Annotated in this window: 21 protein-coding genes, 1 tRNA gene and 1 pseudogene; 11 read left to right on the plus strand and 12 right to left on the minus strand. The window is 56.6% G+C overall.

Annotated features, from left to right (window positions below):
• Positions 1–82: 82 nt before the first annotated feature.
• Positions 83–532: pseudogene (locus ABWV79_RS20870) on the minus strand (site-specific integrase).
• A 417-nt stretch (positions 533–949) separates the two neighbouring features.
• On the opposite strand from ABWV79_RS20870, the gene ABWV79_RS20875 reads away from it, so the two are divergent.
• The 4 genes from ABWV79_RS20875 to ABWV79_RS20890 are packed head-to-tail and all read left to right on the plus strand — an operon-like array spanning position 950 to position 4,874.
• Positions 950–2,368, plus strand: a complete 1,419-nt coding sequence (locus ABWV79_RS20875; protein ID WP_353394545.1) for a circularly permuted type 2 ATP-grasp protein — start codon at positions 950–952, stop codon at positions 2,366–2,368.
• 2 nt (positions 2,369–2,370) lie between these two features.
• Positions 2,371–3,312 (plus strand): alpha-E domain-containing protein, encoded by a 942-nt coding sequence (locus ABWV79_RS20880; protein WP_170356823.1) that lies wholly within the window; start codon positions 2,371–2,373, stop codon positions 3,310–3,312.
• Between the two features lie 3 nt (positions 3,313–3,315).
• Complete coding sequence (locus ABWV79_RS20885; RefSeq protein WP_353394548.1) at positions 3,316–4,113, plus strand: transglutaminase family protein; 798 nt, start codon at positions 3,316–3,318, stop codon at positions 4,111–4,113.
• Positions 4,114–4,124: 11 nt separating this feature from the next.
• Positions 4,125–4,874 (plus strand): proteasome-type protease, encoded by a 750-nt coding sequence (locus ABWV79_RS20890; protein WP_353394551.1) that lies wholly within the window; start codon positions 4,125–4,127, stop codon positions 4,872–4,874.
• Between the two features lie 37 nt (positions 4,875–4,911).
• Here the strand turns inward: ABWV79_RS20890 and ABWV79_RS20895 are convergent, their stop codons facing one another.
• From ABWV79_RS20895 to ABWV79_RS20905, 3 genes are all read right to left on the minus strand, one after another.
• A complete protein-coding gene (locus tag ABWV79_RS20895; RefSeq protein ID WP_353394554.1) occupies positions 4,912–5,379 on the minus strand; it encodes a DUF6538 domain-containing protein in 468 nt (155 codons plus the stop codon).
• A gap of 56 nt (positions 5,380–5,435) precedes the next feature.
• A tRNA-Val gene (locus ABWV79_RS20900) sits at positions 5,436–5,511 on the minus strand.
• Positions 5,512–5,573: 62 nt separating this feature from the next.
• Positions 5,574–6,827, minus strand: a complete 1,254-nt coding sequence (locus tag ABWV79_RS20905) for an aminotransferase class V-fold PLP-dependent enzyme (RefSeq protein ID WP_353394557.1) — start codon at positions 6,825–6,827, stop codon at positions 5,574–5,576.
• Positions 6,828–7,052: 225 nt separating this feature from the next.
• On the opposite strand from ABWV79_RS20905, the gene modA reads away from it, so the two are divergent.
• The 5 genes from modA (at position 7,053) to ABWV79_RS20930 (ending at position 10,668) form a co-directional block, all read left to right on the plus strand.
• Positions 7,053–7,832 (plus strand): molybdate ABC transporter substrate-binding protein, encoded by a 780-nt coding sequence (modA, locus tag ABWV79_RS20910; RefSeq protein WP_353394560.1) that lies wholly within the window; start codon positions 7,053–7,055, stop codon positions 7,830–7,832.
• Between the two features lie 3 nt (positions 7,833–7,835).
• Positions 7,836–8,528, plus strand: a complete 693-nt coding sequence (modB, locus tag ABWV79_RS20915; RefSeq protein ID WP_353394563.1) for a molybdate ABC transporter permease subunit — start codon at positions 7,836–7,838, stop codon at positions 8,526–8,528.
• Complete coding sequence (gene modC / locus ABWV79_RS20920) at positions 8,525–9,622, plus strand: molybdenum ABC transporter ATP-binding protein (protein ID WP_209198332.1); 1,098 nt, start codon at positions 8,525–8,527, stop codon at positions 9,620–9,622. The genes modB and modC overlap by 4 nt, the downstream gene beginning before the upstream one ends.
• Positions 9,623–9,706: 84 nt before the next feature.
• Positions 9,707–10,114 (plus strand): hypothetical protein, encoded by a 408-nt coding sequence (locus tag ABWV79_RS20925; protein ID WP_353394566.1) that lies wholly within the window; start codon positions 9,707–9,709, stop codon positions 10,112–10,114.
• 140 nt (positions 10,115–10,254) lie between these two features.
• Entirely contained in the window at positions 10,255–10,668 is a 414-nt protein-coding gene (locus ABWV79_RS20930) for a hypothetical protein (RefSeq protein WP_353394569.1), read from the plus strand.
• Here ABWV79_RS20930 and hemF read toward each other — a convergent pair whose 3' ends face one another.
• The 4 genes from hemF to clpS are packed head-to-tail and all read right to left on the minus strand — an operon-like array spanning position 10,669 to position 13,724.
• Positions 10,669–11,553 (minus strand): oxygen-dependent coproporphyrinogen oxidase, encoded by an 885-nt coding sequence (gene hemF, locus ABWV79_RS20935; protein WP_170356807.1) that lies wholly within the window; start codon positions 11,551–11,553, stop codon positions 10,669–10,671.
• Between the two features lie 4 nt (positions 11,554–11,557).
• Positions 11,558–12,355, minus strand: a complete 798-nt coding sequence (locus ABWV79_RS20940; RefSeq protein ID WP_353394572.1) for an SDR family NAD(P)-dependent oxidoreductase — start codon at positions 12,353–12,355, stop codon at positions 11,558–11,560.
• 37 nt (positions 12,356–12,392) lie between these two features.
• Positions 12,393–13,358, minus strand: a complete 966-nt coding sequence (locus ABWV79_RS20945) for a class I SAM-dependent methyltransferase (protein WP_353394574.1) — start codon at positions 13,356–13,358, stop codon at positions 12,393–12,395.
• A gap of 24 nt (positions 13,359–13,382) precedes the next feature.
• Positions 13,383–13,724 (minus strand): ATP-dependent Clp protease adapter ClpS, encoded by a 342-nt coding sequence (gene clpS / locus ABWV79_RS20950; protein WP_170356801.1) that lies wholly within the window; start codon positions 13,722–13,724, stop codon positions 13,383–13,385.
• Positions 13,725–13,817: 93 nt separating this feature from the next.
• On the opposite strand from clpS, the gene ABWV79_RS20955 reads away from it, so the two are divergent.
• Both ABWV79_RS20955 and ABWV79_RS20960 read left to right on the plus strand, forming a co-directional pair.
• Entirely contained in the window at positions 13,818–14,519 is a 702-nt protein-coding gene (locus ABWV79_RS20955) for an HAD family hydrolase (protein WP_353394577.1), read from the plus strand.
• Between the two features lie 281 nt (positions 14,520–14,800).
• Positions 14,801–16,177, plus strand: coding sequence for a D-alanyl-D-alanine carboxypeptidase family protein (locus ABWV79_RS20960; RefSeq protein WP_353394580.1), 1,377 nt, complete (start codon positions 14,801–14,803; stop codon positions 16,175–16,177).
• A 150-nt stretch (positions 16,178–16,327) separates the two neighbouring features.
• Here ABWV79_RS20960 and ABWV79_RS20965 read toward each other — a convergent pair whose 3' ends face one another.
• The 4 genes from ABWV79_RS20965 to ABWV79_RS20980 form a co-directional block, all read right to left on the minus strand.
• Entirely contained in the window at positions 16,328–17,575 is a 1,248-nt protein-coding gene (locus ABWV79_RS20965) for a hypothetical protein (RefSeq protein ID WP_353394583.1), read from the minus strand.
• Between the two features lie 150 nt (positions 17,576–17,725).
• The gene (locus tag ABWV79_RS20970) at positions 17,726–18,487 is read right to left on the minus strand and encodes a LamB/YcsF family protein (protein ID WP_353394586.1); all 762 of its coding nucleotides are present in this window, start codon (positions 18,485–18,487) and stop codon (positions 17,726–17,728) included.
• A 13-nt stretch (positions 18,488–18,500) separates the two neighbouring features.
• Complete coding sequence (locus ABWV79_RS20975) at positions 18,501–19,499, minus strand: 5-oxoprolinase subunit C family protein (protein ID WP_353394589.1); 999 nt, start codon at positions 19,497–19,499, stop codon at positions 18,501–18,503.
• The gene (locus ABWV79_RS20980) at positions 19,496–20,251 is read right to left on the minus strand and encodes a 5-oxoprolinase subunit B family protein (RefSeq protein WP_353394592.1); all 756 of its coding nucleotides are present in this window, start codon (positions 20,249–20,251) and stop codon (positions 19,496–19,498) included. The genes ABWV79_RS20975 and ABWV79_RS20980 overlap by 4 nt, the downstream gene beginning before the upstream one ends.
• Between the last annotated feature and the right edge of the window lie 335 nt (positions 20,252–20,586).

A 20,586-nucleotide genomic window follows, 5' to 3' on the forward strand; every position in this document is an offset into this window, starting at 1 on the left:
GCGGGCAGCAGCCGCAGCATTCGAGGGATGCACTGGATGTCTCCTTTGGGCCGCCAATGACGGCGACCCGAATACGCTAGATTTAAATGGCTTCCGCGATGGCCAAAGCATCCTCCAGTTCAACACCCGAGTGCCGAACGGTGCTGTCCCCCTTGGGGTGACCGAGAAGAAGCTGAACGGCTCGAAGGTTACCAGTCTTCTTGTATATCTGGGTGACCTTGGTTCGGCGCATCGAATAGGTGCCATGGGCACTCGCCTTGAGCCTACCCGGTCACAGGTATTCCGAGCCGACCATGAGTTTATCTTCCATCCATTTCTCAACCGACATACGTGTGCCTTCAGAAATCGCGAAGTGCACCGGTTTCTGCGTTTTGCTTTGTAAAACCGAAGCCCGTTATTTGATCTGACCAGACGCCATGACGTCCACGACTTTCATCTTCACCAGGTCACTTCCGCCCAGTTTGCTGTCGATGGCCATATTGAAAAGTGCGAGATCACGGTGATTCTCGACCAATTCAAATCGAACACGGATCGCCTAAAGATGCTTTGGTTTCAACGGTCGTTTCTGACCCACGATGCGGCCTTTGTTCCATGCAGGGCGAAGGGCGCGAATGGCTGGTAAGTTTGGCGTTTGCATGAAAGATCCTCCGATCCGCCATGCCCTCCCACAACGACAACCCGACGTTGACTACGCCAACATATCGCATGATGCTGCGTTACCTCCGAAGTCTGGAATGAGCCCAATGCGGACGTTCAGAAGCAGTACAAAACCAGATACTGTTGAATTCAAAATACTGAATGTGACTTCAAGTGGAAACACGAATAGCGCCACGTTGTTAAGTTCACGAAACTATCCAGTTAGCCTGAAAATTAGACGCTCCGTCCAAAGGCAGCTTCCAACCAAGCCTGAATGACTTGAAAAATCTGATCTATGCGTAAAACTCAAAGCATGAGTGTGTATTTTGATGAAATGTTCAACGGCGATGGATCACTCAGAGGTCCATACGAAGAGATCGGCCGCTGGTTCAACGCGGAAGACGTATCACGACTGAGGGCGAAACAGCGCGAAGCCGAAGAGGTTTTCAGGCTGACGGGCATAACTTTTAACGTCTACGGCAAAGCCGAGGCTGAGGAACGCCTTATACCGTTTGATATCGTGCCACGAGTCATTTCAGCGCGCGAATGGCAGCGGCTGGAACGCGGTATCGAACAGCGGGTGCGGGCAATCAACGCATTTCTACACGACATTTATCACCGTCAGGAAATAGTCCGGGCCGGGCGTGTGCCGGCTGAGATGATTGCCAGAAACGAAGCGTTCCTGCCGCAGATGCTTGGTGTCTCACCGCCCGGTCAGGTTTATACGCACATTGTCGGCGTCGATCTGGTGCGAACCGGCCCAGACGAGTTTTTCGTTCTGGAAGACAACGCCCGAACGCCATCCGGGGTCAGCTATATGCTGGAGAACCGGGAGACGATGCTAAAGATGTTCCCTGAGCTTTTTAGCGCGACCAACGTTCGGAATGTTTCTGACTACCCCCGCAATCTACGACGGTCGCTGGCGGCCTGTGCACCGGCTTGTGCAGACGGGGAACCCACTGTCGCGGTATTAACCCCGGGCATCTATAACTCGGCCTACTACGAACATGCGTTCCTCGCAGATCAGATGGCCGTGGAATTGGTCGAGGGTCACGACCTGCGGGTTGTCGACGGACGCGTCTGCATGCGCACCACCAGAGGCTATACGCCCATCGACGTGCTTTATCGCCGGGTTGATGACGACTTCCTGGATCCGCTGAACTTCAACCCTGATAGCGCATTGGGCGTGCCAGGCATTTTGGACGTATATCGCGCAGGCGGCATCACGATCGCCAACGCGCCGGGAACAGGCATAGCCGATGACAAGGCTATTTATTCCTACATGCCCGAGATCGTTGAGTTCTACACGGGCGAGAAGCCTCTGCTTCAGAATGTTCCTACCTGGCGGTGTAGCGACCCCGACTCTTTGTCTTATGTACTGGACAATCTTTCCGAGCTTGTAGTGAAAGAAGTGCACGGGTCTGGCGGCTACGGGATGCTGATCGGCCCGACTGCCAGCAAGAAAGAGATTTCAGCTTTTCGCGACAAGCTCATATCGCGGCCAGCGAACTATATTGCTCAGCCGACATTGTCGCTTTCGACGGTGCCGATCTTCGCGCGTTCTGGGCTGGCCCCCAGACATGTCGATCTGCGTCCTTTCGTTTTGGTGTCACCCGAAGGGGTCAAGATCACTCCCGGCGGCCTGACCCGCGTGGCTCTTAAGAAAGGGTCGCTGGTCGTGAATTCAAGCCAGGGTGGCGGGACCAAAGACACCTGGGTTCTGGAGGACTGACCATGCTGGGAAAAACTGCTGGTGGGTTGTTCTGGATGTCCCGGTATCTTGAGCGAGCGGAAAATACGGCGAGGCTGCTTGAAACAGGTCAGAGAATGGCGTTGACCCGTACCAAAAACTCTGCCGAGGAATGGGGTTCGGTTCTAAAAACGGCCGGTGTTCTGGATGGGTACCACGCCAAGTATGACGAGATTTCAAAGGACAATGCGGTCGATTGGGTGCTGCGTGACGCTGATAACCCATCCTCGATCAAGTCGGTTATCAAGCAAGCCCGAGACAACGCGCGCCTTGTTCGGACAGCGCTCACCCATGATGTCTGGAGCGCAGTGAACTCCACCTGGATGCAGATCGACGCGGTGATGAAACGACGCGTGAATGAGCGGGACTTACCTGCAACGTTGGAACTCATTCGACAACAGGCGGCTCTGGTCCGTGGTGCCACTTTGGGGACCATGCTGCGTAACGACATTTTCGATTTCACCCGCATCGGGACTTTTGTCGAACGGGCTGACAATACTGGGCGCATTTTGGACGTGAAGTACTATGTTCTTCTGCCCACAGCCTTCTCGGTCGGCTCATCACTGGACAACATCCAATGGGAAAGCATTCTCCGTTCCGTCGGCGCTGGTGGAGGGTATCGGATGACCCATGGTGAGAAAACTCGGCCGTCTGATATTGCTCAGTTTTTGATACTGGATCAGCGGATGCCTCGCAGTTTGCACTTCTGCTGCAGAAAGATTCAGGAAAACCTGTCCTACCTGAAGAAAGACTACGGCTTTGCTGGGCCTTCGTGCGAGGCATCAAATGCTCTGTACGAGAAATACTTGGATCAGAAAATTTCCGATATTTTTGAATTCGGTCTGCATGAGTACATTCAGGATTTTCTGACCGATCTCGGCAATTTGAGCCGTCAGATCGAGATTGATTACAGGTTCTACGAGTAGCCAATGAAACTGCACATTCGACACGAGACACGATACGATTTTGACGCGCCGGTTCCCTTCGGTCTGCAACAGCTGCGGAAAACACCAAAGTCATTCCGAAACCAGAGCATTGTGAGTTGGAGCACCCAGATCACCGGTGGGCACAAAGAGCTGACATTTGAAGACTACCACCGCAACACGGTGGAATTGATCAGTTTCGAAACAAACACCCAAAGCATCTCGTTGATCTCCGAAGGCATTGTTGAAGTGAAAGACACGCACGGCGTTCTGGGGCGCCACGAAGGGTCGACGCCCTTGTGGCTATTCAAAAGAAGCACTCCGCAGACATCGCCGGGGAAAAGAGTTGCAGAGCTGATAAGCGCATTGCCCAACGGCGAACCGCTGGAGCAGATGCATGCACTGTCCGAAAGAATTCGAGCTACGGTCTCGTACGAAATTGGAAGTTCACACCCGGGTTGGAGCGCAGAAGATGCCCTCAAAGCCGAGCGCGGCGTGTGTCAGGACCATGCGCACATTTTCATTACCTGCGCCCGACAGCTCGGAGTGCCAGCACGCTACGTCTCGGGCTACTTGATGATGAACGAAACGGAGCTGCAGGACGCGACCCATGCCTGGGCCGAAGTGCATTTGGACGGGCTTGGGTGGGTCGGATTTGACGTCTCAAACGGGATTTCGCCAGATGATCGATACGTACGCGTCGCAACCGGTCTGGACTATGCCCAAGCCGCCCCGGTAATAGGGAACAGAATTGGGACAGCGGGCGAGCAATTGACAGTGCAGTTGCAAGTCGCACAGCAGTAACGGAGACATGAATGACCTATGCTGTCGGCATGCGGTTGAACCGCGGGTTGGTATTTATGTCCGATACGCGCACGAATGCCGGCGTCGACAATGTTTCAACCTTCAACAAGATGTTCAACTGGACAGTCGAAGGTGACCGGTCGATCACAATCCTAACGGCCGGAAACCTGGCCACTACTCAGGCAACGATAAGCCTCCTAGAAGAACGAACGAAAGCGCCGGCAGATCGTTCACCATCGATCTTAGAAGCACCGACAATGTTTCAAGTTGCGCAACTGGTCGCGGCTACGCTGAACGACGTCATCGAGGAGCATGCCCGGTCCGGTCAGCAAGCTGACAGCGCTTTTCACGCGACACTCATTGTTGGAGGCCAGATCAAGGGCGGTCCGTCTCGCCTGTTTTTGATCTACCCTGAAGGCAATTTTATCGAGGCCGGCGACGACACCCCGTTCTTTCAGATCGGTGAGACAAAATATGGCCGTCCTATTCTGGTGCGCGCCTACGATCCGGAAATGAGTTTTCCAGAAACCGTGAAACTCTTGCTTGTCAGTTTTGACTCGACGATTAAGGCCAATCTGTCTGTCGGGGCGCCGCTCGACCTGCTTCTCTACGATGAAGACAGCCTTGATGGCGGTACGCGGTCAAGATTCGAAGCTGACGACCAGTACTTTCGCAGTGTTTCCGATGGATGGGGTGACGCGTTAAAATCGGCCTTGGCCAAACTTCCAGAATACAGATCGGGGCAAAGATCAAACGATTGAGCGTCCGTTTTGTCCGCGGTCCAGACGTCTGCGATAACTAAAACCGAGCAAGTGCAGCGAATGGCAGCAGTGCGGGTTGCGACTGCGGCATCCAGCCAATGGGTTTAATGTTGGCAATGGGTCGTGAGTTGGGGTTCGAATATCGCCTCCCACACATTATCCTGACCTTCGTGCTGTTACTTATCCCGACCGCGTCAGCTAACCACCTGTCGGCGGCATCTCCCACAGTATTCCCCTGCTTCGGTTTATTAGGGCCAACAACTTGAGACGGTGTTTGTCCTTCGGTGATCGCTTCAATGATTTCCTCAAGGACTCTTGGACGGCGCTTCAATGCTTCGGCTAGGTCCTGAGTTCCTAACCCTCGGACGATCTCTCGTTTGCCAACAATGTCTTGGTACTCAATCGGTACAGCTACCCTTACAGCGTACCATTTGCCTCCAAGGAACAATCCTCTGGGCAGTCCAAAACGGTTTTGATGTTTCGATTCCCGTACATTCTTCCTCAAATGGCCTCCAAGTTCTCGTTACAAGACCCTGAATAAACCATTGAAAATAAGGGGAATGGTGGGTGATGAGAGACTCGAACTCCCGACATCTTCGGTGTAAACGAAGCGCTCTACCAACTGAGCTAATCACCCGTGACGGTGCATTTAGCCAAGCCAGCGCCCGGGTGCAAGAGGGTCTGGAAGAATTTATTTGATCAAGCTGTCATCTCGTGCACTGCGGCCAGCAACTGGGCGACTTCTTGTTCGGTGTTGTAGTGACAAAGCGATATGCGGATGCAGTCGTTCAGTCCCAACGGGGTCAGAACGTTGCCGCTGTAGTGATCGGCTTTGCGGATATGAGTTCGGATGCCCTGATCATTCAGGCGTGCCACAACATCGGCAGAGGGGATATCCCGCACGACAATTGAAACCAACCCTTCGCGGGCAGGGTTGTTTGCGCCGCCCAGAATTGAAACGTGCTCCATATCGCGCAGGCCCGGCAGATTGCCGGTGCCGTTGATCATTGCATCTGTCAGATGCGATTCGTAGGCATGGATGGCGCCGCCAGCAGCCTCGATCCGGGCGCGGCGGTCCGTGTGGTCCGAGACCTGGTCGCCCAGCCACTCGAAATAAGCCACCACGTCGGACATGGTCGCGTAAGCACCGGTGTCGCGGGTTCCGAATTCCCACCCTTCTGACGGGGCGTCGATCAATTGGTCGTGGGGAAGGGCGGTCAGCCGGTCCGATATCCATGCAACGCCATACCCGTGGCGCGAGAACACTTTGTAGGGTGAGATTGCATAACCATCGACGTCGTAGCTGTTGATATCCAACTGCCCGTGAGCCGCGTGCTGAATACCGTCCACAATGATGAAACACTCGGGCGAGACCTCACGAATGGCCCGCGCGATGGCTGCCACATCCATCCCCATACCTGTGACCGGCGAGGCGTGCACGATTGTGGCGACACAGACGTCCGGAGTCATTGCAGCCCGGAATGCCTCAGCGGTGACGAGACCTGTATCGTTGTCGTGCTGGACGTTGACATAGTCCAGCCCAGCAATGTCAGCCCAGCGGCGGGCGGCGCTGCGACTGGCGGGATGTTCGATGGAACTGCCGATGACCTTGCCGCCTTTGGGCGCGTTCACGCAGGCGGTGCGGATCATACGAAACAGCAGTTCAGTCCCGCTTTCACCAACAAAAAACTGACCTGAAGGCGCATTCATGAACACAGCTAAATCAGCCTTGGCGGTGTTGATGGTGTCGACAAGCGCATGGCTAGCGACGTTGTCGCGCCCCTGATTGTCAGGGATAGCGGCGAACTTGGCCGACGTCTCGACCACGGAATTCAACGTCAGGGCCCCACCTGCGTTTTCAAAGAAAATCCGGGGCCCTTGAAAGGGACAGCTTTCGACATGGGCAAAACGCGCGCGTACGGCGTCGATCAAACCTGGGATAGTGTGCAACATGTCGGCTTTCCTGTTCCTGACTCGCGCGCAGCATCCCCGTGACACGTATCAGGATCAAGATCGTTTGCGACATTGTCGTTGAGTCTGTTGACGAAAATGGCTTGGGGCAAGGATTTTCCAGCAATCTCTGCCCTTTGGGTGAACCTGCGGCGCATCGGCGCTTGCACGCCCCCCGGTGCCTCAGATATCCCCAAGAAGACCTTAACCCCGAGGGGCGGGAATGAGATGATCCTGTCACGTCTGCTTCGTGTATTTCTTGCGGCCATCACTTTGGCTTTGTTTACACTGGCTCCGCTGCGCGCGGGGGCAGACGGCGTACTGGTTTTTGCAGCAGCCAGTCTGAAGAATGCTCTGGACGAGATCGCTCCGGCGTTCGAGGCACAGACCGGACAAGAGATCACGGTTTCCTATGCGGCTTCCTCGGTTCTGGCGCGTCAGATTCAGCTGGGCGCACCGGCGGATGTATTCATTTCGGCGAATGTCGAATGGATGGATGTCCTGCAGGGCAAGGGCCTGATCGAAGCAAATAAGCGGGTCGATCTGTTGGGCAATGGGCTGGTTCTCATTGGCGGCACCTCGGCCCCCGACATGCACGAGGTGACCCCAGAAACCGATCTGGCGGGGGCTTTGGCCGGTGGGCATCTAGCCATGGCATTGGTCGATGCTGTACCCGCTGGGATCTATGGCAAGGCGGCGCTGCGCAGTCTGGGCTTGTGGGATAGTGTTCAGGGGCAAGTGGCGCAAACCGACAATGTGCGTGCAGCGCTTGCTCTGGTTGCGGTAGGAGCAGCACCCTTGGGCATTGTGTACCGATCGGACGCCGTGGTCGAAGACCGCGTTCGCGTACTCGCTGAGTTTTCGTCTGATTTGCACCCTGCAATCATCTATCCGGCTGGTGTGACAACGTCTGCCCGACCAGAGGCGCTTGCGTTTTTGGAGCATCTGCAATCGCCCGAAGCGCAAGACATCTTTGAAAGGCAGGGCTTTTCCCTGCCGGAGCAATAAGCGATGGGATGGTTGGGTCCCGAAGAGCTTGAGGCCCTGAGGCTGTCATTGCGCGTATCCTTTTGGGCCACGCTGGTAACTTTGCCCTTTGGAGTTTTCACTGCTTATGCATTGGCCCGCTGGCGATTTCCGGGGCGACAGGTCTTGAACGGGCTCGTGCACTTACCGTTGATCCTGCCGCCGGTAGTCACTGGCTACCTCCTCTTGCTGACCTTTGGCATTCAGGGTCCGTTGGGTCGCGCCATGTCCGAAGTCGGAATCGTGTTCGCTTTCCGTTGGACCGGTGCAGCGCTGGCGGCGGGGATCATGGCATTCCCTTTAATGGTGCGCGCCATCCGGCTGTCGATCGAAGCGGTGGACCCAAAGCTAGAGCAGGCTGGGGCTACATTGGGGGCTTCGCGCATTATGGTGTTTGCGACCGTCACTCTGCCGATGATCCTGCCGGGCGTTATCGCGGGGGCCATTCTGGCCTTTGCCAAGGCGATGGGCGAATTCGGCGCCACGATTACCTTCGTTTCCAATATCCCCGGGCAGACCCAAACACTGCCCTCGGCTGTCTACGCCTTTCTTCAGGTTCCCGGCGGTGAAGCGGCCGCCACGCGGTTGGTTGTTATATCGGTTGTTATCGCTCTAAGCGCGCTTTTGCTGTCAGAGTTCATAGCCCGCCGTGTCGCAGCAAGGGTGGCCGGGTCATGAGCCTTTCTGTCCGATTGCAGCATGATCTGCCCAACATCAAACTGGATCTCAATTTTGATGCACCGTCCGGCGTGACTGTTCTGTTCGGACGCTCGGGCTCGGGCAAGACGACGGTTGTCAATGCCGTCGCTGGATTGCTCAAACCGACTTCGGGCCGTGTCGCGGTTGATGGATGGGAGCTGTTTGACACCGAGAAACATCTGTGGCTTCCGCCGCATAAGCGGCGTTTGGGCTATGTCTTTCAAGAGGGGCGGCTGTTCCCCCACCTGACGGTGCGCCAAAACCTGTCATACGGCCGTTGGTTCGCGCCCAAGGGCGCGCCGCGCGAGAACCCCGACAAGGTGATCGAGATGTTGGGGATCGGCCATCTGCTGGACCGCCGTCCTGCTGGCCTTTCCGGGGGCGAGAAACAGCGCGTGGCGATTGGCCGGGCGTTGCTGGCCAGCCCGCGCCTGATATTGGCCGATGAGCCGCTGGCGGCGCTCGACGATGCGCGCAAGGCCGAGATCCTGCCCTATTTCGAACGCCTCAGGGATGAGGTTTCGGTGCCCATTCTGTATGTCACCCACTCTGCCGCCGAGGTGGCGCGCCTGGCGACGTCGGTTGTGGCGTTGCAAGACGGAAAGGCAGTGCGCCACGGGCCAGCCTCAGAAGTTCTGGCCGACCCATCGGTTGCGCCTGCGGGTATTCGCGCGGTCGGTGCGGTGCTGCAAGTGCGGGTTGCCAAGCACCATTCCGATGGTCTGACCGAGTTGAATGCGGGCGGGACAAGCCTGTTCCTGCCGCGTATTCCGCATCAGATTGGCGATGACCTTCGAATACGTATCCCCGCCCAAGAGGTCATCTTGTCCAACAAACGGCCGGAGGGTTTGTCGGCGCTGAATATGCTGGAAGGTACGGTTGACACCATTCGCGCGGGCGAAGGTCCGGGGGCGATCGTTTCAGTGAAAACTCCGGCGGGATCTGTTCTTGCTCGCATCACTCGCCGTTCGGTCGACGCGCTGGGCCTGCAACCGGGCCAGCTTTGCTATGCTGTGATCAAGACGGTTGCGCTGGCTCCACAGAATGTGGGCGGGCGTGTGCTTAGCGAATAGCACGTTGTGGAGCAGGAACTTTACTAGGCTGTGATGTAGTCTATGCTTTGTTCTGCGGTGCTTAGTGTGAAAGGGTAAGGGATTATGCGGTTTCGGAAAATGCCTGCCATTGCGGCGATTGTATTGTTGCCAGGGGTCGCTCAGGCGATCGGTTTCGGAGTGAATCTTAACCCCGCGGTCCGGGTTGACGTGGCGGACAAAGGCAATGGCATCTACGAGGTATCAACCCGAGGGACCACGGCGCCGGTCGCGTATTGGTGCGGTATTGGGGACTATGCGATCCGAACACTCAGAACCAAGGCGACCCAGCGGATTTACATCACGCGTGCCTATGAAAAACAAACCAGGACGGTTCAGTTTTCACTGACCGCACCAGAAGGGGTCGATACCACTCCGGGATACTCGGTCACGGTCAAACGTGTGGGCGAGAACCTGTCGGCGGGGTCCGCGCAGACCTATTGCTATGACAATTTCCTCGATTTCGGATTCTGAGGGCCTGGACGCTTTGCTGGGATTCATCACGACTGAATGACGCTTTTGTGTTTTGCCAGCGCTTCGCGGTTCAACAACGCTGCGTAGTCAAGGGATGCGGCCAATGAGGGCTGCTGTGACTTGCGCAGAGGTAATCGACCGTGAAACTCTTTAAATGTATGCCTTTAGCTTTGGCGCTGCTTCTCTGTGCGGAAGCTCAGGCGGATCAGCCGGGTATTGGTGTATTCCCCACCTTTCAAGTTCACGTGACGCCATTACAAACGGGCAATTTTGAAGTGAACGTAGTCGGGTCATCAGTTGCGTTGGCGTATTGGTGCGGGATTGGGGACTATGCGATCAGGACACTGGGAACTGAGTCGACCCGGCGTATCTATCTTTCAAAACCATATGAGCCGGGTATTCGAACCGTAGAGTTTTCCCTGGACCCGCAAGTTGAGCCCGACACGACATCCAAACATTCGATCACCGTGAAGTATGTGGGCGAAAATTACTCGGCATCCAAGGCTGAAAGCTATTGTTACGACGCTGTTCTGGATATCAGGATGAAGAAGTAATCACACCCATTTCGCCAGTGGAGGCAGGCTCATCAACACGGCATCAGGGTCGTGGCCGGTTTCCAGTCCGAACTTGGTGCCTCGGTCGTAGACAAGGTTGTACTCGGCATACAGACCACGATGCACCAGTTGAGTGTTTTTGTCTGCATCATCAAACCCATGCACCCGGCGCTTTTCGACCAAGGGCAGGAAGGCGGGCAAAAAGGCGCGGCCGATATCCTGCGTCAGTGCGAAATCGGCGCTCCAGTCGCCGGTACAGTAGTCATCCATGAAGATGCCGCCCACACCGCGCGCGCGTTTGCGGTGCGGGATATAGAAATACTCATCCGCCCAATCCTTGAGGCGCGGGTAATGCGCCGGCCCATGCGGGTCCAGATGCGCCTTTTGCGTGGCGTGGAAATGGGCGGTGTCGTCGTCATATTCGATACACGGGTTCAGGTCAGACCCGCCGCCGAACCACCAGGCGTGGGGCGTCCAGAACATACGGGTATTCATATGCACCGCTGGCACGTGCGGGTTCTGCATATGCGCCACCAGTGAAATGCCCGAGGCCCAGAAGCGCGGGTCTTCGGTCATGCCCGGAATGCCTTTGCGCGCCGCCATGGCCTGCTGCGCGCGTTCGCCCAGCGTGCCGTAAACGGTCGAGATATTGACGCCCACTTTCTCAAACACGCGCCCGCCGCGCATCACCGACATCAAACCGCCGCCTGCGTCTGATCCGTCGTCTGATTGGCGGGTGGTTTCCTTCACTTCGAAGCGGCCGGGGGTGGCGTCGGAAAACGGCCCAGTGTCGTGGCTGTCTTCCAGGGCTTCGAACGCAGTTACGATCTGGTCGCGCAGGGTGCGGAACCACGCGGAGGCGGTAGCTTTTTCGGTGTCAAACATGGGGTCAGTGCGCCGGTGCTGCAACGGGGTCCAGCAGGGTGCGACCTCCGTCAATGGTCAGGATTTGCCCGGTGATGAAACCTGCCGCGTCCGAGGCCAGAAACTGCGCCGTCTCGGTCAGTTCGGTGGGGGCGGCAATGCGGGCCAATGGGGTGTGCTTTTCGATATCGTCTCGGAAATCGCGGTTTTCCTTGAGCGTTGACTGCAACGAGGCGCTCATGACCGAACCCAGCGCGATCGAGTTCACGCGGATGCGGTGCGGGGCGAAAGCCACGGCCAGTGACCGCGTCATCTGATCCAGCGCAGCGGTCGAGACGGAATAGGCCATCAGATCCGGATGTGTTCGACGTGCGGCTATCGAAGACAGGTTGATGATCGATCCGGCAGGGCCGTCTCCTTCTCCGGATTGTTTGATCATGCGTTTGGCGACAGCCTGGCTGAGACGCAGGGCTGGCATCAAATTCTGATTCAGCAGGGTCTTGACCGAGTCGTCATCTGTATCCAACGGATCGGACGGGATAACCTGCCGCGACCCGTTGATCAGGATATCCACCTGATCAAAGGCGTCTATCGCGGCGGAAAGCAGGTTTGCGATGGTCAGCTTTTCCCGTAAATCGCCCGCGAAAAAGCGGATATTGCTGTCGTCGGCCTGCTCGCCCAACTCGTCGGTCAGCCGCTTTTCATCCATGTCGGCAAACATCACATTGGCACCGGCATCCGCGAAATGCCGCCCAATGGCTAGCCCGACGCCATTGGCGCCACCGGTGACGATGGCGGTCTTGCCTGCTATGGAAAAGGACATGCGTTGTCTCCCTGAGTTGCGCGCAGGTTAACCGGGATCACCGCCGAGGGCGAGAGGCATGGAACACCTTGAACCGGTTGTCGCCAGTGACTTCGTTGACGCGCGAGAAAGCTTCGTTCAGCGTGGTTTCGTAAGGCAGGTGGCGGTTGGCCACCATCCACAGCTCACCATGTTTTGCCAGATTACGTGCGGCGGATTGGATAAAGCCCTGACCCAGCGCGGGGTCTGCGCTGCGCGAAGTGTGAAAGGGCGGGTTCATAACGACCGCGTCCAGCCCCTCGCGCGCGCGCCACGTTACCGCGTCGGCCCAATGAAAAGACGCCCGGTCATCGGTGATATTGGTCTTGGCACAAGTCAGGGCTATGTGGTCGGCCTCAACCAAGTATAGGGCGCGTAACCCCTGTTTTTGCAACACGTTGGCAGACAGATACCCCCAGCCCGCACCCAGATCGGCCACCCGTGCGCCCAATTTTGCGGGCAGGACGCCCAGCAACAGGGCCGAGGCCGGGTCCACACCGTCCGCCGAAAACACACCGGGCGCGGTCGTAAAACCTTCTACAATTTGCCCATGGGGCGCGGCCCAGTCGGCGAAAGCCTCCGGATCAGAGGCAAACCAGAAGATCTTGCCATGCGCTTTGGAAATTGGCCCTTCGACCGGCACACGCTTTCGGATGTCCTTCAGCAGGCTGTCCACCCCATCGGTTTTGGCCCCGTCCACCACAATCTTACCCTTGGCGCGCAGGCAGGCCTGTTGAACAAGGCTGCGGGCCAAAGCTTTTGCGCGGGGTAGGAATATCACCGCATCCTGGCATGGATCACGGGTCTCGGGGATAACGTCAAAACTTTGTGCCGCGAAATGATCATGGAACGGTTTGAAGGGCTGTACCACCTGCGTATCGCGAGGCAGTTCGGACAGGTCATGGGCTGGTGTCGGCCCGATCACAGTCAGCGGCTGTGACAGCGAAAGGCCGCTGTTCAGGGCAAGATCAAGGCGAGGGGACATACGCGTTCGTTGGAAGAGCAGACGCTACTCTTCGCGTTCCATTGTGCATTGCAGGGGGTGCTGGTGTCGGCGAGCAAAGTCCATCACCTGACCCACTTTGGTCTCGGCGATCTCGTGGCTGAATACGCCAACCACGGCGACGCCTTTCTTGTGCACGGTCAGCATGATCTCGAACGCTTCGGCGTGGGTCATACCGAAAAAGCGCTCAAGCACGTGCACAACGAACTCCATCGGGGTGTAGTCGTCATTCAGCAGCAGCACCTTGTACAGCGGCGGGCGCTTGGTTTTAGGGCGCGTTTGAATAAGGACGGACGAGTCGCCGTCGTCGTCCGAATTGTCAGACATCATCCAAGGGTTTTCAAACATTGCGCGCAAAAGTCCGATTCAGGCTTCGGTTTATCTGAGCGGTTATATAACGTCCTAGGGGCCAGAGAAAAGAGCCAGCAGGACGTAATCGCAATGGAAGACAAGCTGACCATCGTTGGGTTCGATGCTGATGACACGTTGTGGCACAACGAACGGTTCTTTCAACTGACGCAGGCCTATTTCGCCGATCTGCTGGCGGACCATGCCGATCGGGATCATCTGATGGATCGACTGCTTGCTGCAGAAAGACGCAACATTCGACACTATGGGTATGGAATCAAAGGCTTCATTCTGTCGATGATTGAAACCGCGATCGAGGTCACCGAAGATCGTGTCCCGGCTTCGGTCATTCGTCAGTTGATCGACGCGGGGCAAGAGATGTTGGCCCATCCGATCGAACTGCTGCCCCATGCCCGCGAAGCGGTCGAAGCAGTCGGGGCGACTCACAAGGTTGTGCTGATCACCAAAGGCGACCTGATTGATCAAGAAAGGAAGCTGGCGCAATCTGGTTTGGGCGAGCTTTTTGACGAGGTCGAGATCGTTTCGGAAAAAACGGCTGGAACCTATCATGAAATATTTGCGCGCCATGGAACCGGCCCTACCCAAGCGATGATGGTTGGCAATTCGATGCGATCCGACGTAGTGGCTCCGATCGAGGCTGGCTGCTGGGGGGTCTACGTCCCCCATGGGCTGGTCTGGGAGATCGAAAAAGCCGAAGTCCCCACCCGTTCGAACCGGTACAAGGAATTGCGGGATCTGGGTGAGTTGGCGAGCCTTGTTCGCACGCTTGCATGATGTTGCCGAATGGTCCCAGTTACAAAAAATTGAATAGGCTTTGTGCGGCGGCACCAGATCGGAGGACGATTTGGTGGTCGAGGTGCGCAGGTCGACCATATGTTGTGGGTGACTGCGCGCCGAAAGAAAGATCGAATTTACCAGCTTTCGGTTTATTTCGGACGTTCTCTGTGTTAGCCTTACGGGTAATAAAATAAATTAATTGCTGACCGGGAAAACCCGGCGGCCCGAGGTAGACAGAGGCAAAGATCGTGCAGGTTCGGCGGACAGTTCCGGCCCGAATGGGCTTATTTCTTATAGCATTCGTGTGGCTGCTTTCTTTTGCGCCGTTGCAATCGGTTGCCGCGCCCTATGCGGCGATGGTGATTGACGCGCGCACGGGCGAGGTTTTGCATTCACGCAACGCAGATACCCGACTTCACCCGGCTTCGCTGACCAAGATGATGACGCTCTATATTGCGTTCGAGGCTGTCCGGAATGGTGAGATCGAGTTGGATACGCAAGTACGTATCACCAAGGCAGCTGCGGCAGAGCCTCCGTCCAAGCTAGGGTTGCGCTCGGGTCAGCGGATTGCGTTCCGGTACCTGATCCGCGCGGCCGCCGTGAAATCCGCCAATGACGCGGCGACCGCCATCGGGATTGCGATTAGTGGATCCGAGGCCGCGTTTGCCCGCCGTATGACGCGCACCGCTAAAGCCATGGGTATGAGCCGCACAACCTTCAAGAATGCGCATGGATTGACCGAGTCCGGCCACTTATCGACCGCGCGGGACATGACGACGCTGGGGCGGCATCTCCTGTATGACTATCCGCAGTATTACAACCTGTTTTCACGTCAATCGACTCATGCAGGGATCAAAACGGTTCCGAACACCAACCGCCGCCTTTTGGCCGCATATAAGGGTGCCGATGGGATCAAGACAGGATACACACGAGCGGCGGGCTTCAATCTGGTAGCCTCGGCCAAGCGTAAGGATGAGCGGATCATCGCGACCGTCTTCGGCGGAAAATCTGGTGCATCGCGCAACGCCAAAGTGGCTGAGTTGCTGGATATGGGCTTCCGTCGCGCTCCATCCCGTGCGCCTATCCGTAAACCTGCCCGTCCGGCTTACGCTGGAAATGTGGGCCTGAATGCGCAGGTCGCGCGCCTAACCACTGCGCCAACGGCCAGCCTGCGGCCCGTGTTGCGCCGCGCAGCTACAGTTCAAGTCGCCGGAACAGTTGCCGCAGCAGCGGCAAAAGACGAGGGCAGAATTCAGGATGGAATCGCTGCGGCAATCGCAGCGGCTGATATCCAGACCCCGGATGACGGAACGGTGCGCCCGGCACCTCGTCCTGATGATCTGGTTCTGGCGTCGACCAACCCAGTTGCTCAGCCAGAGCCGGAAAGGGAAATTGTCACCCGTCTTTCTACCTCGGGCGGGCATCTTTGGGGCGTAAATGTAGGTCGCTATACTACGCGATACGAGGCCGAGAAGGTGCTGCTGAAAACCGCTTTGGCCGAAATGACCACTCTGGAAGGAACCTTACGCAAGGTGAATCAAAGCTCACGAGGTTTTGATGCGACGTTCCAGGGCATGACCCGCGAACAGGCCGATCTGGCTTGCCGCAGATTGCAGGCCCGAAATGTCACCTGTTTCATGATTGGGCCGTCATAAGACCCGACATTCTCTCTCCTGATTGGATGGGGCTGCGAGGGAACTCGCAGCCTTTTTTTCGGAATTGGCCTAACGCGCGTACATCCCGCGACGCGTTTGCCATTTTCGGGACACTCGTGTCCCAGAGCGTTTCGGAGATGCTTGCAGGCTTTAGTCGAACACGTGACCGTGCTGGTACTGCTCGTCCTGACCGGCGGCGGCGGTTAACGCGGCGACATTGTCCTTGGTGAAAAAGCCATCATATTTGTGGCAGCGTTCAATGTATTCCGTGATCAGCAGCGTGTTTTTTGAGTGTTTTGAGAATATCTGCTTGAGGTTCGGATCGTCTTTGCACTCGCCTACTACATGGGCCAGAAACGGCACGCCTTTGTCTTTGAGGGTGTTCACCACGAAATCCACATTCTTTTCACCCGCGCCATGATCGCCATCCTGAATCTCGACCGCCATGTGATGCAGGCGACGGCCGAAATTGCGGACAAAATCCTCGGTCGGCATCGGCAGTTTGGCAAAGGAATTCACGAAGGACGGCGTGTTGTTGGCGGTGAACACTTTGGCAGGTGATTTCTTGTCGTCATCTACGTTTGGGTTTCGATTCACATTGGTGGACGAATTCATGTCGAAGATGTTGTACGCGCCCCAGAAATAGTAGGGTACCATCGTCAGGAACTCGAGGATCGCGTCCTCGCGTTCTCCGGCAAGAACACGCGTGGCGAGGTGATCAATACCTAGCATGAGCGGTGCGATATTGCTGTCAGCCCCAAACGCGGCAGCCTGATTCAGACGAGCTTGCTCACTGTCGCTCAATAGAACACGGTCGCCCAGACCGAGGCTATCCGTGTCGTTGAAGTCCAGATTAGAATAGCCAACCCGATTGCAGGTGAAATCCGAAGGTGTAGTGAACTGAAAACCCTGCAGCGTGTAGAACGGATTTTCGGTGTCGCCTGAATACTCGAACCGAATATTCTGATCCTCCAGCGTTTGGGTCAGCGCGGTTAGGTCCGACGCGCCGAAGACCTCTCCGACATATCGGGTTTGCGGAGTCTTTCGGGCCAGCGGATACATGCGGTTGATGCGGGGAATAAAGTCTTCGAAAGCGGGGCTGAGCGGTGCCATCACGACCAGGGCAGGGTAGTCGGAATGTGAATGCAGGACCGAGAATTTATGCGTGCGCCCCAGATAGCTGGCTGTGTGGCGATAGGGCGTCATTACGTAAAGCTCGACCAGTGTGTCAAACAGCGCATCGGATTCGACCTGTATCACGATGGCCTTCATCGCCCCGACCAGATCGGCAACGCCCGAGCTGGCGCGGCGTTCGTAGATTTTTGGCAAATACTCGTTGAAGAAGTCCGAGTTTTTCTTGTCGCCGCGGGGTTCGTAGGACATCAGATCAAAAGACATAAAGCTATCTCCTTGCTCCTGCGCTTTGCAGGTGGTGCAGGGTGTTGCCTGGATTGTGGCACTCAGAACATGAACTTGTGGTCATGCTAGGGGCTGAACCTGACCCCGGCAACACCAACGGTATACGCGTGCTGTCTTAAGCCAATCTGATCAGCGGATGAATTTCGTCACATCGACCCCGCCAGTGATCAGGTTTTCCCGCACCGAAGCTGCGATTTGCACCGCCGTAGGGCCGTCCCCGTGCAGACATATTGTGTCGATCGAGGTTTCCAGTCGTTTGCCGGATTCAGTGATGATGGCCCCTTCGCGCACCATGTTCAGGATGCGTGGCCCGGCAAGTTCAGGGTCGTGAATGACTGCTCCGGGCAGGCTTCGATCCACCAGCGTTCCGTCGTCATTGTAAGCGCGGTCGGCAAAGATCTCTCCGACCCATTTGCAGCCAAGGTCGCGTACAGCTTCTTCTTGTTTGGTGACGGCCAGCACCATGATGAAGATATCGGGATCCACGTCCAGCGCGCCCTGATAACACGCTCGTGCCATATCCACGTCGACCGAGCACATGTTGGCCAACGCGCCGTGTAATTTCAGGTGCCGGACCTGCGTTCCAACCGCCTTGGCCATGCCTAAAGCTGCCCCCAATTGATACCGCACCAGATTGCGCAGGGACGCATGAGGGATTTTCATATTTCTGCGGCCAAAGCCCTGCAGATCAGGAAAGCCGGGATGTGCGCCGATACCGACGCCGTTTTCAGCGGCCAGCTTCATCGTCTGCGCCATCACATCCCAATCACCCGCGTGAAAGCCACAAGCGATATTGGCCGAGGTGATGATCCTCAGCAGACTATCGTCATCGCCCATCTTCCAGGGGCCAAAGCTTTCCCCCATATCGGCATTCAGATCGACGCTGGGCATCGGCAAAACTCCTTTAGTCGGTGGCAGAGATCATTCCGTCGATCAATTGGTAGGACAACAGGTCCGGGATGTCATGGGGATTGCGCACCAGCGGTTCGATCTGACCGTTTAGCCGGATCAGGTCAGCCGAGTGGCGGGCCTGTAGCGTCGCAGCCTCCTCAAGCGTCACGAATTCGAACCGAATTTCAGCTCCCGCTGGCGTTTGTGCCGCCCGAGGGATGTCGCAAGGCAAGACCGTGGCGATACGTGGGTAACCCCCAGTGGTCTGGCATTCCGGCAGCAGGATAAACGGGTTTCCAGTGCCGGTCATTTGGATGTCGCCGGGTGTGATGATCTCGGACAGGATATTAAGCTGCCCTTTTGCCGCAAATCCGGGTCCGTCGCTTTCCAATTGCATCCCCATGCGGTTGGCCCTTGCACCGCGCGTAAAGCTGGTGGCGGCAAACCGGTCCAGAGTACTTTGATCAAACAGGGATGTCTGAAAACTGGCGACTACATGCAAAAGTCCGCCCGAGAACCTGTCCCCTGGTCTTAACTTCCAACCAGCACGCCCCGCGCCCTTGGGGCTATTCAGCATGTCATCTTGCTGAACAACTCGCCCAATCTTTGCGGTCAGATGCGTTGAGCGGGACGCCAAAAATTCTGGCACGTCTATACCGCCACCAAGATGAAGGTAGCCATAGCTGCCACGCAGCGCAGCTCCGATCACCAATCGTTGCCCGGCCTCGATCTGATGAGAGGCATTCCACGGCACGGGACTTCCATCAATACTGGCCTGCATCGGTGCGCCAGTGAGGGCAAAACATGTGCTTTGGGTCGCTTCGAACTCTCCACCCATGCCCGCCATTTCCAACGCTGCAAGTTCCGGGCTCTGGTCCAACAACGCAGCCCCTTCGTGCAGGGCAAGGATGTCAGCAGCCCCAGATCTGGACAAACCTTGATCCAGATATCCAATACGTCCCTGGTCCTGAATTGTGCAGGCTGGGCCGATGCGCAGAACGGTCAGAGTCACTGCTTGATCTCCTGACAAGTTGCGCCGCCCGTGCCGTCGGCGTTGTTTGCGCGGATATCCTCCAACGCGTCTCGGGAAATCGGCACGAACTGCATTTCGTCGCCGGGGCGCAGGGCAAAGCTGTGTTCTGCTTCGGGGCGAAAGCATCGGAACGCGGTTTGGCCGACATGCCTCCATCCCGTCGGAGTTGGTCCTGAAAAAAGTACGAACTGAGATATTGCCAGAACCAGCGCGCCCTCGGGCACCATCGGGGTTAAATCCTGAAGTCGGGGTATGTTGAACTCGGGTCCAAGCGGGCCCAGATATGGCTGCCCCGGCGCGAACCCAATCGTCAGGACGCGGACGCGAGTTTCCGACAGTCGACGGATAGCTTCCTCGACGCTTAACCCTGCTGCGTTTGCCGCGTCGCCAAGCTGGGGTGCAAGCTCACCACCGTATACTGTTGGAACGCGCCAGAACCTGCGTCCCATGGGCATGGGCGCAGAGTACCAGTCTTGGTGGCCCAAAGCCCCGCGTACCCTGGAATCGAGGTCGGCATGTGACAAACGTTTGGTATCGAACCGTATATAAGCGGATGCCAAAGTGGCCGAGGTTTCAAGTACGCCTTCCCAGTTTTCGCTGTCGATGAGATCGCGAAACGCCAAGGCTGCCCGGTTCGAGGATTCTTCCATTGTGTCACCAAAGGAAACCAGCAAACCGTCATATCCGACGGTGCGCATGCGCGGGAATTTATGATCGGGCACTTGGGTCATGGAATTTCGTCAATTCAGCTTGGTTGCCGTGACCTGACCGCATCCGCAGTTGATACGCAAGCATTTGAGCGCGTAGATCCACTTTTGACACGCTGTGGCTTCCGGAATCCTGCTTTTGCGCCGCAGGTTTCGACTCGCAAAGAGACGCACGAGTCGAGAGCTTCTAGTATCTGTCTGCTTACTGCTCACTATATATAGGGCTTTGTTCGCCCCGCCTTGTTGTCATCCAATACATTGGGCTGTTGTTCGACGCTGAATTGGAGGGAAATGACGTCGATGGCTGGTGATTAGATCGTTGTTTTCAAATGACAAAACAAAATAATGCAAAAAAAATG

Origin of the sequence: Ruegeria sp. HU-ET01832 (assembly GCF_040371315.1) — a bacterium.
Classification (GTDB): Bacteria; Pseudomonadota; Alphaproteobacteria; order Rhodobacterales; family Rhodobacteraceae; genus Ruegeria; species Ruegeria lacuscaerulensis_A.